Raw genomic sequence first — 12,027 nt, forward strand, 5'->3', positions numbered from 1 at the left:
TGGAGGACGAGCACGGCATCCCGTTCGAGGTGCTGGACGGTTTCCTCTATCCCGGGCACAGCCGGCACCGCATGCACGCCGTGCCGGAACGTACCGGCGAAGCCCTGCTGACGCGGCTTTTGCAGGCGGTGATGGCGGCCGGTATTCCGGTCATGACCGACGCGCGTGTGACGACGCTGTTCGCCGATGAAGACGGCCTGATCTCCGGCGTGGAGGTGACCCGGCCCGATGGCGGAACCGAATTGATCGGCTGCGACAGCCTGATCCTGGCCTGCAACGGCTATGGCGGAAATCCGGAGATGGTGGCGGCGAACATTCCGGCCATGGCAGAGGCGGAATATCACGGCCATGCGGGCAATACCGGCGATGCGGTGCTGTGGGGCGAAGCGCTGGGCGCCGAGGTGCGCGATCTGACCGCCTGTCAGGGCCACGGCTCGCTTGCCATGCCGCACCGGATCCTGATCACCTGGGCGCTGATGATGGAAGGCGGCATCCAGATCAACAAGAACGGCGACCGGTTCGCCAACGAGCATCAGGGCTATAGCGAGCAGGCCGTCGACGTGCTGCAGCAGCCGGACGGTGTGGCCTTCGATATTTACGACGCGCGCCTGCATACGCTCGGGCTGGAATTTCCCGATTACAAGGACGCGGTGAATGCCAGCGCGGTGCGCCAGTGCAACAGCGTCGAGGCACTGGCCGAGTTTACCGGCGTGCCGCTGGAAAACCTGATGGCGGCGATCTCGGAGACCCACGAGCACGGGGTTGACCGGTTCGGCCGCGATCTCGGCAAGACGCCGGGGCTGCAGGCGCCGTACTTTGCCGTTCGTGTCACGGGGGCGCTGTTCCACACCCAGGGCGGTCTCGCCATCGACGGTGAGGCACGGGTGCTGCGGGATGACGGCAGTCCTTTCCCGAACCTGTTCGCGGCGGGCGGTGCCGCCGTCGGCGTCTCCGGGCCGGACATTTCCGGCTATCTCTCCGGCAATGGCCTGCTGACTGCGGTCGCGCTGGGCCGGATTGCCGGAGAGGCCGCGGTTTCTGCAAGATAAGCGGGCGGAAGCCGGGGCGCTTTCTCCGCCACAGCCGACATTGACATGCGGGAAAGGGGAGGTAAGTTCGTGCCCGTGAGGTAACGTCCTCACCCCAGCATGGGAATAAACGTCCGGGAACGGCCCGGCCCATTTGAAAGAAGGGGCCGTCCATGGCTTGGCTAGATCTTGTTCCCGCAGGCATTTCTGAAACTGGTCGGCCTGTCGGGCTGAAACTGACCAGCGCTTAGCTCCCGTCATGACAAACCATACCGATATCCAGTCCGGCGGCTCCGGCCGTCCGCTTTCTGAAACCGCTCTCTCCGATCTGCCTCCCGGTCGGTGGGCATTGCTGCGCTGGTTCATATCGTCCGCGACCCTGAACGTTCCGCAGGCGGCATCACCGGTTGCGTTTTCATTGCTCACCCTGAGCCTCACCGGCGACTCCAGCCGGGGCGCCGCGCTGATTCTCGCCATGACGCTGGCCCAGGTACTGGGTGCGGTGCCGATCACGCGCCTGGGCCGGAATTTCCCGGCGGCAAGGTTCCTGCAAGTCCTGATCGTGGTCCGTACGCTGGCCCTGATCCTGATGGCTGCTATGGCCGCGCATGGAGTGCCCTTTGTCTGGCTGTTCGTGTTCGCGGCGCTCGCCGGGTCGGTGAATGGCGCGGCTTTCGGATATCTGCGCTCCATCCTCAACAGCCTGACATCGACGACAAGTCTGCCCCGGGCACTGGGTATCTCGGCGACCCTCAACGAGGTCACGTTCGTCCTTGCGCCGGTGGCGGCCTCAGGGCTCGGGACGATCTCGCCGGTCTTCGCCATTCTGGCGCTGGCACTTCTTGGTGCCGTCCCCATCCTGCTCGTTCCGCATATCCAGTCGGTTCACGGTGAGAACGTGCGGGCGGCCAAGACCTCGGTGCTCACCCCGGCGATTGCCTTGTGGCTTATGTGCGGGGCGGCCGGCGGCGCCACCGTCGCGGCCATAGAGATCGGCGCTGTCGCCCTCGCTCTGGAGTTCGGATACGAGCCCGCGCTCGCCATCCTGTTCACGGTCCCGCTGTGTCTGTCTTCGGTTACGGGCGGCATCCTGATCAGCATCTACAATCGCAGCCTCGCCCGCCGGACGGTGGTGCTTCTGTTGTCGCTGATGGCTGCCGGAGCCGCGCTTGCCGCGTTTCAGCTGTCTCTCACGGCGACCATTATCGGAGCGGTCATGATCGGCTGCGTTCTCGCGCCTCTGGGAACGTATTACTCCCTTATCCTCGATACGCTTGTTACGCCGGATAAACGCCCGGAAGTGTTCGCCCTGTTGCGTACATCGAACGCGGTCGGGGTGATCTTCGCGAGCGGGGTGCTGACCGCTTTCTCCATCTCGGCGGCGCTGGGTGTTGTCGCGGCGCTGATGCTTGTCGTCACCATGGTGGTCGGGGTCGCGTCACTGCGGCGGAGCTGAGACGCGCGGAGAAGCCGTTGCTCCAGAGCCTTGGTGCGTTGCCGGAAAAAAACTTAGTGACTTGACTAAGTTTTTCTTGCGTTACCGGAAAATCAGCTAATACTTAGCAATATGACTAAGCATGATCCAAATCTCTCGCTCCTCTTCCACGCCCTCTCTGATCCGACCCGCCGGTCGATCCTGACCCGGCTCGCTGAAACACCTGCGCGGGTAACGGATCTGGCTGAGCCCACGGGATTACGGCTGCCCACAGTGATGCGGCACCTTTCCGTGCTGGAGGAAGCAGGGTTGATGACCACGTCCAAGGACGGGCGGATACGCACCTGCACTCTCGTACCGGAGGCACTGGATCCGCTGCGGACATGGCTCGATGAACAGCGGGGCATCTGGGAGGCTCGGCTTGACCGGTTCGATGCCGCTGTGATGCAGGTGATGAAGGAAAGCAAAGAATGACACAGAATCTCGTTACAGACAGTGCGACCGGTGCGGTGCCTGATGATTGGACGGGCCGCTTTGTGACACTCACCTTCGAACGGGACGTGGCCGTGCCGTTAGCCGTACTGTGGAATGTATGGACGGCCCCGGCAGCGCGCGCGGTCTGGGCTGCGCCATCTCCCTCGGTCACCGTTGAGTTCCTGGAGGCCGACACCAGGGTGGGCGGACGCGAGATCTCCATCTGCAGGGGAGAGGGGCATCCGGACATCCGATGCGAATGTGGTTGGTTGGAGTTGCAGCCAGCGCGGTGCAGTGTGAATTACGAGGTGATCTCGTCCGAAGGCGTGACGCAATCGGTTGCGCTGGTGACGGCGGATATCTCGGGAACGCACGAGAGCAGCCGGTTGGGTCTGACAGTGCAGCTGTCCTCGCTGGCGGAGGACATGGAAGCAGGTTATCGGGAAGGCTTCAGCGCGGCACTGGACAATCTGGTGAGTACGGCTGAACGGACTATGGTGCTGCAGCGGGTGATTAAGGCGCCGCGGTCTATTGTGTGGAGTGTGTGGATGAACCCAGAAACGTTGCCACAATGGTGGGGGCCGGAAGGTTTCTCCTGTCGAACGAAGAGGATCGACTTGCGCGCTGGCGGCGAATGGGTATTCGACATGATCGGGCCTGACGGCACGATCTTCCCGAACCACCATCTCTATAACGATGTCCTGCCCGAGGAGAGAATCGGTTATGCGTTGCATGCAGGTGAAGACGGGCCGAAACATGCAGATGCTTGGGCTTCGTTCGAGGATCTGGACGGGGCAACGAAGGTGACGCTGGGCATGGTATTCAGTACCTCAGCCGAGTTCCAGGAGGCAAAGGGCTTCGGTGCCGTGGAACTGGGGTTGCAAACCCTTGGCAAACTGGAACGCTTCGCCACTTCCCGCTGATATGCTTCGACTTCCCCGGGCGTCTTCGGCAGCGCCTGCCGACCGCGATCGAGATCGCGGCCGGACAGATCACCGGAGAGGCGCCGCCTCTAGGAGGTAAGCGCGCGCAGGCAGAGGGACGCGTTCACTCCGCCGAAGCCAAAGCTGTTGCAGAGCGCGCTGCGGAGTGTCTTCGCCCGTGCTTTCAGCGGAATGAAATCCAGATCTTCCGCGCCATCGTCGGGGTTGCCGAAATTCAGCGTCGGCGGCAGAATCCCGCGCAGCACGGCGAGGGCGGAGAAGACCGCTTCAACGCCGCCTGCGGCACCGAGCAGGTGCCCGATGGAGGATTTCGTCGAGGAAATCGGGATGCCGGCAAGGGCCGCGCCGAACACCCGGCGCAGCGCGACGATCTCGCCCCGGTCGCCGACCGATGTGGATGTCGCGTGGCCGTTGATATAGCCGATAGCGTCCGGGCTCACCGCTGCCCGCTTCAGGCAGGCATCAATGGCCAGCGCCGCGCCGGACCCGTCTTCCGGCCCTGCCGTCAGATGATAGGCATCCGCGCTGGTACCGTAGCCCGCGACCTCGACCAGCGGTGTGGCGCCGCGTGCCTCGGCATGGCTCTTCCGTTCCAGCACGACCAGCCCGGCGCCTTCGCCCAGCACGAACCCGTCCCGGTCCCTGTCATAGGGCCGTGAGGCCTGCTCCGGCGCCTCGTTCCGGGTGGAGAGCGCGCGTGCTGCCGAGAAGCCGCCGATGGTCAGCCTGTCGATACAGGCCTCCGTGCCGCCCGCCAGCACCACGTCGGCCTCACCCGCGCGGATAAGGCGCATGCCGTCGCCGATGGCCTGAAGCCCGGCGGCGCAGGCGGTGACCGGCGTATCGATCGGTCCCCGGAAGCCGTAGCGAATGGAAATATTCCCGGCGGCGAGATTGCCGAGAAAGGCGGGGATGACGAAGGGGGAGAGGCGCCGGTAGCCGCGCTGGTCGAGGGTGGTCTTGGCTTCCGTGATCACCGGGAAGCCGCCAATGCCGGTGGCGACGGCGGTTGCCGTGCGGTCGCGGCTTTCTTGATCTTGCGGCTTCCATCCGGCTTGGGTCAGGGCCTCTTCGGCGGCGGCGAGCGCATAGATGGTGAAGAGATCGACCTTCTTGCGGTCCTTCGTCGATATCACGGCGTCGATATCCAGGCCTGCTTCCGGATCTTCCTCGATGGAGGGCACCAGTCCGGCAATGCGTGTTGGCAGATCGGAGACGTCAATCCGGTCTATCGTGCGAATGCCGGAACGGCCTTCGAGGAGCCTGTTCCACACCGCATCGACACCCCGTCCAAGAGGCGTCACGAGACCCATGCCGGTTATCACAATCGGATCGTCAGACATTTTCTTCTCCAGTTATGTATATGCACAACTTTGCTCAAAAATAGTCACTCAAGCTCGGCCAGGATCTTCAGGGCATCCTGCACCTGGTTCCATTTCTCCTCACCGAGTTCAGCGCGCACTTTGTCGTGTGCCTCGAACCAGACCGGGATGAACTCCTCGACCCGGCGTTCGCCTTCCTCCGTCAGAGCCACGCGCTGGGAACGGCCGCGACCCTCGCTGTCCGAGCTGATCAGTCCTTTTTTACGTAACGCCTGCAGGTTCCGGGTCATGGCGCTCCGTTCGATGACCGTGCGTTCGGCAAGCTCACTGATGGAGTCGAAACCGCCGGCGGAGATGGCGAACAGCAGGCCGATCTGGGTGGCCTGAAGGTCGTATGTGCGGGCGAGCTTGTTGTAACGCCGGGTGATCGACCGGGCTGCCCGCCGTGATTTCACCATCAGGCAGTAGGTTTTCATGTACTCGGCGGTTTTCGGGTCCATGTACTCTGCTTAATGTGCATATACACTTCTGTAAAGTCCCCGGATTGTCCGGCGGTAATTGCGCGCAGAGCAGGGCCGGAGGCACCATCCGGTTGCGGCAGAGGCGCAAAACGGCTAGGACAAGGCGATTTCCAAGCCTTCTTATCCGGAGAGACCGCGTGTCGCATCCCGACAGCGAGAGCGAATTGACCAAGCGTGCCCTGCTTCCCGCGGGGCTGCGCGATGTGCTGCCGCTTGATGCGGCGCATGAGGCGGCCATCATCGAAGCCCTGCTGGCCCGCTGTGCCTCGCATGGCTACGACCGGGTGAAGCCGCCGCTGGTGGAGTTCGAGACCTCGCTCTTCGCCGGGCCGGGTGCCGCCATGAGCGACAGCACCTTCCGGCTGATGGACCCGGTCTCGCAAAAGATGATGGGCGTGCGCGCGGACATGACCGTGCAGATCGCCCGGATCGCGACAACCCGCCTGAAGCAGGAACCGCGTCCCTTGCGGCTGTGCTATGCGGGCGAGGTGCTGCGTGTCTCGGCCAATCAGCTTAACCCGGAACGCCAGCTGGTGCAGGTCGGCGCGGAGCTGCTTGGCGGTGACAGCGTGGCGGCCGATGCGGAGCCGGTGCTGCTGGCGGTGGAAGCCCTGCGCGCCATTGGCGTGACCAGGCTTTCCGTCGATCTGACGGCGCCGCGCGTGATCCCGATCCTTTTGGCCGGCTCCGATCTGCCGAAGGATACGCTGCGATCATTGCGCACGGCCATCGACCGCAAGCATACGGCCGAAGTCCGTCGCCTGGCGGGCGATCTGGAGCCGGTTGTAACCCAGTTGATGGATGCTGCCGGTTCCTGGCAGGAAGCGCTCGACGAATTGTCGGGTATCGAACTGCCGGAAGCGGCGCGCGCCGCCATCGACCGTGTTGCGGCCATTGCGAGAAGCGTCGCGGAGATTGAGCCCGATCTCGCCATGACCATCGATCCGGTGGAGAATCGCGGTTTCGAATATTACACCGGCTTCGGCTTCAGCCTGTTCGCGCGCGGTGTGCGCGGCGAGCTTGGGCGTGGCGGACGTTATCAGGTGGATGGTGGGGACGGCATCGGCTCGACCGGTTTCACGCTATACATGGAAACAGTACTGCGGGCTCTGCCGGATCCCGTGCGCCCGGACCGGCTTTATCTGCCGTCCGGGACCACCGTGGATCGGGCACGTGCGCTCCGGGAGCAGGGCTGGATTACCATCGCAGCATTGGACAAGGACCCCGATCCGGCGCTAGAAGCGTCCCGCCTCGGCTGTACTCACATTTTGAAAGACGGAGCGCCGGTGGCGCTTTGATTGCTGAAACACGGAGTGCCGGTGGCACTCTGATTGTGCCGGTGCCGCATTGCGCGGCCGGAATTCAAGAAAGACGAGACGACACATGAAAAATGTCACGGTGATCGGCGCCCAGTGGGGCGACGAAGGCAAAGGCAAGATCGTCGACTGGCTCTCGGAACGCGCCGACGTGATCGTGCGCTTCCAGGGCGGTCATAATGCCGGCCATACGCTCGTTATCGGCAATCAGACCTACAAGCTGAGCCTGCTGCCGTCCGGCGTTGTCCGCGAAGGCAAGCTGTCGGTCATCGGCAATGGCGTGGTCGTCGATCCGTGGGCACTGGCCAGCGAAATCGAGACGCTGGGCAAGGCCGGGGTAAAGATCACCACGGACAATCTGGTGATCGCGGACAATGCCTCCCTCATCCTGCCGGTGCATCGCCGGATCGATCAGGCCCGCGAAGCGGTTCTGGCGGAAGGCAAGATCGGCACCACCGGGCGCGGCATCGGCCCGGCCTATGAAGACAAGGTTGCCCGCCGTGCGGTGAAGGTTTCCGATCTCGCCGATCCGGAAACACTGGAGAAGCGCGTGCGTGCGCTGATCGCGCACCACAACGTGTTCCTGAAGGGCGCCGAAGAAGAACTGATTGACCCGCAGGAAACCCTGGACCAGCTGGCGGAGATCGCCGGCACGGTTCTGCCGTTCGTGAAACCGGTCTGGCGCGAGCTGGAAGCAGCGGTCGCCGCCGACAAGCGCATCCTGTTCGAGGGCGCCCAGGGCGTCATGCTCGATGTCGATCACGGCACCTATCCGTTCGTCACCTCCTCCAACACGGTGGCGGGGCAGGCGTCTGCCGGCTCCGGGCTCGGCCCGCGCGACGTTGGCTATGTGCTCGGTCTGGTGAAGGCCTACACCACCCGTGTCGGCTCGGGCCCGTTCCCGACGGAACTGGAAGACGAGATTGGCCAGAAACTGGGCGAGCGCGGCAAGGAATTCGGTGTCGTAACCGGGCGCAAGCGCCGCTGCGGCTGGTTCGACGCGGTCATGGTCCGGCAGGCCCTGAAGGTCTCCGGCGTTGACGGTATCGCGCTGACCAAGGTCGATGTGCTGGACGGTTTCGACGAGCTGAAAATCTGTGTCGGCTACGAGCTGGACGGCGAGACGCTTGACTATTTCCCGGCCGGTGCCGGCAAGCAGGCCCGGGTCAAGCCGGTCTACACCACCATGGAAGGCTGGTCCGAAAGCACGTTCGGTGCCCGTTCCTGGGCTGATCTGCCGGCGAATGCGGTGAAATATATCCGCTATCTGGAAGAGTTGATCGAAACGCCCGTGGCACTGCTGTCAACCAGCCCGGAACGTGAGGATACCATTCTGGTGCATGACCCGTTCCGCGGCTGATAGCTTCAGAATACCGTAAAATCAGACAGCTAACGCTGCTTCGGCAGATGCTTTTTCTTGCATTTGCATCGAAAGATTGGGAAACCGGATAGGTCTGGAACCTGATCCGTCGGGATCATGTCGATCCGCGCGGCCGGTCAGGTTCCGTTAATTCGTCTCGATGCAGGTTTTGGTGTGGCAGAAAAGCGCACCAGAGACGGTATCAGGAAGAAGAGGCCTGCCCGTATGGCCGATCTGGTTAAACTCAACGACCGGTTCGAAATCGATCCCGCCCAACCCTTGCCCGACTTCGATTCACCGTCGGCGAAGGCCTACGCCTGCAAGGATGGCGGCAGCACGGATGTTTTCGCGCTGGTCTGTGATCCGAAGGTGCCGTTGCGGGTCGAGGCCATCAACGGGCTCAAGGGGTTCCCCAATCACAACCTGATGCGCGTGCATGACCATGGCGTGGTCAACTGGACCATTTCCGGACGGCGCATGCCGGTTCTCATCCTGGACCGGCCCCGCGGCATGCGGCTTTTCTCCGATCCGGGGCAGGTGATCGAGCCCTTTACGGACGAGCAGCTGGCGCGCGGGTTTCTGACGCCGTTTGTCGCCACCATGCGGGAGATGTCCCAGCGCGGTGTCACGCACAGGAATATCCGGCCCGATAATCTTTTCTATTCCGACCCGACGCGGCGCTCCGTCATGGTCGGGGAATGTGTCAGCAGCCCTCCGGGGCTTTATCAGCCAGACAGTTGCGAGAGCCTGGAATGCGTCATGGCCGATCGTACCGCCCGGGGCGAGGGCGGTGTGCTGGACGACCTGTTCTCGGTTGGCGTGACGCTGCTTTCCCTGCTTACCGGCCGGATGATGCCGGAGGCGACCGATCCGCAGCGGATGATTTTCGACCGTATCAATTTCGGCTCCTATGCCTGTCTGGTCGGCAGCACCCGGCTGCAGATGAACATGGTCGAAGTGCTGCGCGGCCTGCTGACGGACGAGCCCCGTGAACGCTGGACGATCCGGGACCTTGAACTCTGGCTCGGTGGCCGCCGTCTTACCCCGAAGCAGGTGAAGCTGCCGCCGAAGGCCGCAAGGCCATTGGCGGTGGGCGGCGGCAGTTACGAGAATGTCCGGGCCGTCGCGCACGCCATCGGGCGGAACTGGAACACGGCGGCCGATCTGATCCGGGGGCAGGATTTCGACAACTGGCTGCGGCGCTCTCTCGGTGACGAGACCGCGGTCGAGTCGGTCAACAAGGTGACCGGCGGCGCGAACGGCATCCAGAGCGCGCCGAAGGAAGAGGACGCCCGTCTGGTCACCCGGGTTGCCATCGGTCTCGATCCGACCGCGCCGATCCGTCACAAGGGCTTTTCCTGCCATATCGACGGCGTGGGGCCGACGCTTGCCCTGAACTTCAACGACGATGCGACGCGGCAGAAGGTGGCGGCCTTCATCAGCAGCCGTTCGGTTGGTCCATGGATGTCGGTGCAGACCCGCTCGAAGCAGGATCTGCTGGAACTCTTCTCGAAGTTCGACAAGCTACCGACCTTTCTGAACAGTACCGGGCCGGGATACGGCATCGAGCGGGTGCTTTACGAGCTGAATGAAGACATTCATTGCATGAGCTCGATGATCGAGCATCTCTATGTTACCGATCCGGAGGAAGTGATCCCGGCGCTTGAGGCCGTGGCCCAGGGCGGTAACCGGCCGCCGATCCCGATGGACAGACATCTCGCGGCCTTTCTCGGCGCCCGCTCTCCCGATATCGAGGAACGGCTGTTGCGCCCGCTCGGTAACTCCTCTGACAAGCGGCCGGCGATCGACGCGCTGAATGTCATCCGGCTGCTTGCCCGGATCCAGACCCTGTCCCGGAATGGCCCCATGCCGGGGCTTTGCCAATGGTTCGTCCAGCTGATGAAACCGGCTGTGAACGGTTTTCATAACCTGAAGGCCAGGGCGGCGGTCGAAACCAGTGTGATGAAAGCGTCCGAAAGCGGACAACTTGGCGAAATTCTGAAAATCTTCGACGATCAGCGGGCCCAGCAGCGGGACCAGCAGGGATATGCGCGGGCACAACAGGAATTCGCGCATTGCGCCGTGCAGGTTGCCCAGATGAATCTGGATCTGCAAAACAAGGATAGTCTGGCGGCGGAACTCGGGGAGCAGGCAGCCGCCGTGATCTCCGGCGTTGTCGGCAGTGTGGGAACGACGGCTATCGTGATCCTTTATTTGGTCTAAACTGGGAGCTGCCGCGCCCGGACCGGGACGCGTTCTGGACAATACGGGCGATAGGAAACTGAGATGGCATCAAACCAGGCAAGCGCGTCATCGTTGAAGGTGATCATCTTCACGATCGGTGGCGGCCTGATGCTGTTCACCCTGCCGACCGTTCTGGTTCTGGGGCTGGGCATGCTGCCGACGCTGGCCGCCATGATGATCGACCAGAGGCGGGAGAAATACACCACGCTCTGTGTCGGCTGCATGAATTTCGTCGGTGTGCTGCCCTTCGTCGCCCAGCTCTGGTCGGAGGACCATTCCTATGCGAAGGCGTTCGAGATCATGGCCGATCCGTTCGCCTGGCTGACCATGCTGGGGGCTGCGGGGCTTGGCTGGTGCATCTATTTGCTGGCGCCGGGTGTTGTGTCGATGGGGATCGCCATGCGCATTGAGCAGCGTATCGGCCGGCTGCGACGCCGTCAGAGGGAACTTGTCGAGGAGTGGGGACCGGGCGTTGCCGGCGCCCTCGATAATAACGAGCCGCGAGAGGCCGGACCGGAAAAGAAAAACCGGGACGGTTAAATCGCCCCGGCTGCCTGTCTTCTTCAGATAGTTGTCTTGCTCAGACGGTTTCGAGCCGCTGCTCCATGGCAGCGTTGCGCATCGCTTTCTGAAGCTTTTCGAATGCACGAACCTCGATCTGCCGGACGCGTTCCCGGCTGATATTGTATTCCTGGCTGAGATCTTCGAGCGTCATCGGGTTTTCCTGCAGGCGGCGCTGCGTCAGAATGTGACGCTCCCGCTCGTTCAGGGATTCCATGCCGACGGAGAGAAGCTGACGCCGCTGGTCCAGCTCCTCGCTTTCCGCGAGCTGCTCTTCCTGGCTTTCGCCTTCATCGACCAGCCAGTCCTGCCATTCGCCTTCCCCGTCAATGCGCAGCGGCGCATTCAGGGAATGATCCGGGGCCGCAAGCCGGCGGTTCATGTTGATGACGTCCTGCTCGGGAACTTCCAGCTTGGTGGCAATCGCCGTCACCCGTTCCGGGGAGAGATCGCCTTCCTCGATGGCCTGCATCTGGCCTTTCAGCTTGCGCAGGTTGAAGAACAGCTTCTTCTGCGCCGCCGTGGTGCCGATTTTCACCAGCGACCAGGAGTGCAGGATATATTCCTGAATGGCTGCCCGGATCCACCACATGGCATAGGTGGCAAGGCGGAAGCCGCGTTCGGGGTCGAAGCGCTTCACCGCCTGCATCATGCCGACATTGCCTTCGGAGATCAGCTCCGCGATCGGCAACCCGTAGCCGCGATAGCCCATGGCGATCTTGGCGACAAGCCGGAGATGGCTGGTAACGAGTTTATGGGCGGCGTCGGAATCGTCATGCTCACGCCAGCTTTTGGCGAGCATGTATTCCTCTTCCGGCTTCA

Annotated in this window: 11 protein-coding genes; 8 read left to right on the forward strand and 3 right to left on the reverse strand. The window is 62.9% G+C overall.

Going from position 1 to position 12,027, the window contains the following annotated elements; translation table 11 throughout:
* The 4 genes from AAC126_RS19390 to AAC126_RS19405 form a co-directional block, all read left to right on the forward strand.
* Nucleotides 1-1,049: FAD-binding protein (locus AAC126_RS19390; RefSeq protein WP_339856496.1), on the forward strand; the 1,049-nt coding region annotated here is incomplete at its 5' end.
* 238 nt (nucleotides 1,050-1,287) lie between these two features.
* Nucleotides 1,288-2,484: an MFS transporter gene (locus tag AAC126_RS19395; protein WP_339856497.1), complete on the forward strand. Its 1,197-nt coding sequence runs from the start codon at nucleotides 1,288-1,290 to the stop codon at nucleotides 2,482-2,484.
* 111 nt (nucleotides 2,485-2,595) lie between these two features.
* Nucleotides 2,596-2,937 (forward strand): metalloregulator ArsR/SmtB family transcription factor, encoded by a 342-nt coding sequence (locus AAC126_RS19400; RefSeq protein ID WP_339856499.1) that lies wholly within the window; start codon nucleotides 2,596-2,598, stop codon nucleotides 2,935-2,937.
* Complete coding sequence (locus AAC126_RS19405) at nucleotides 2,934-3,860, forward strand: SRPBCC family protein (protein ID WP_339856501.1); 927 nt, start codon at nucleotides 2,934-2,936, stop codon at nucleotides 3,858-3,860. The genes AAC126_RS19400 and AAC126_RS19405 overlap by 4 nt, the downstream gene beginning before the upstream one ends.
* 89 nt (nucleotides 3,861-3,949) lie before the next feature.
* Here the strand turns inward: AAC126_RS19405 and fabF are convergent, their stop codons facing one another.
* Entirely contained in the window at nucleotides 3,950-5,224 is a 1,275-nt protein-coding gene (gene fabF / locus AAC126_RS19410) for a beta-ketoacyl-ACP synthase II (protein ID WP_339856504.1), read from the reverse strand.
* A 44-nt stretch (nucleotides 5,225-5,268) separates the two neighbouring features.
* Nucleotides 5,269-5,703 (reverse strand): MarR family winged helix-turn-helix transcriptional regulator, encoded by a 435-nt coding sequence (locus tag AAC126_RS19415; RefSeq protein ID WP_339856507.1) that lies wholly within the window; start codon nucleotides 5,701-5,703, stop codon nucleotides 5,269-5,271.
* Nucleotides 5,704-5,861: 158 nt separating this feature from the next.
* Here AAC126_RS19415 and AAC126_RS19420 point away from each other — a divergent pair, with 158 nt between their 5' ends.
* The 4 genes from AAC126_RS19420 (at nucleotide 5,862) to AAC126_RS19435 (ending at nucleotide 11,184) form a co-directional block, all read left to right on the forward strand.
* The gene (locus AAC126_RS19420; protein WP_339856510.1) at nucleotides 5,862-7,022 is read left to right on the forward strand and encodes an ATP phosphoribosyltransferase regulatory subunit; all 1,161 of its coding nucleotides are present in this window, start codon (nucleotides 5,862-5,864) and stop codon (nucleotides 7,020-7,022) included.
* An 85-nt stretch (nucleotides 7,023-7,107) separates the two neighbouring features.
* Entirely contained in the window at nucleotides 7,108-8,400 is a 1,293-nt protein-coding gene (locus AAC126_RS19425) for an adenylosuccinate synthase (RefSeq protein ID WP_339856513.1), read from the forward strand.
* 225 nt (nucleotides 8,401-8,625) lie between these two features.
* Complete coding sequence (locus AAC126_RS19430) at nucleotides 8,626-10,623, forward strand: hypothetical protein (protein WP_339856516.1); 1,998 nt, start codon at nucleotides 8,626-8,628, stop codon at nucleotides 10,621-10,623.
* A gap of 63 nt (nucleotides 10,624-10,686) precedes the next feature.
* Nucleotides 10,687-11,184: a hypothetical protein gene (locus tag AAC126_RS19435; protein ID WP_339856519.1), complete on the forward strand. Its 498-nt coding sequence runs from the start codon at nucleotides 10,687-10,689 to the stop codon at nucleotides 11,182-11,184.
* A gap of 40 nt (nucleotides 11,185-11,224) precedes the next feature.
* Here the strand turns inward: AAC126_RS19435 and rpoH are convergent.
* Nucleotides 11,225-12,027: RNA polymerase sigma factor RpoH (gene rpoH / locus AAC126_RS19440; protein WP_339856521.1), on the reverse strand; the 803-nt coding region annotated here is incomplete at its 5' end.

Source organism: uncultured Nisaea sp., from assembly GCF_963974195.1.
GTDB lineage: Bacteria > Pseudomonadota > Alphaproteobacteria > Thalassobaculales > Thalassobaculaceae > Nisaea.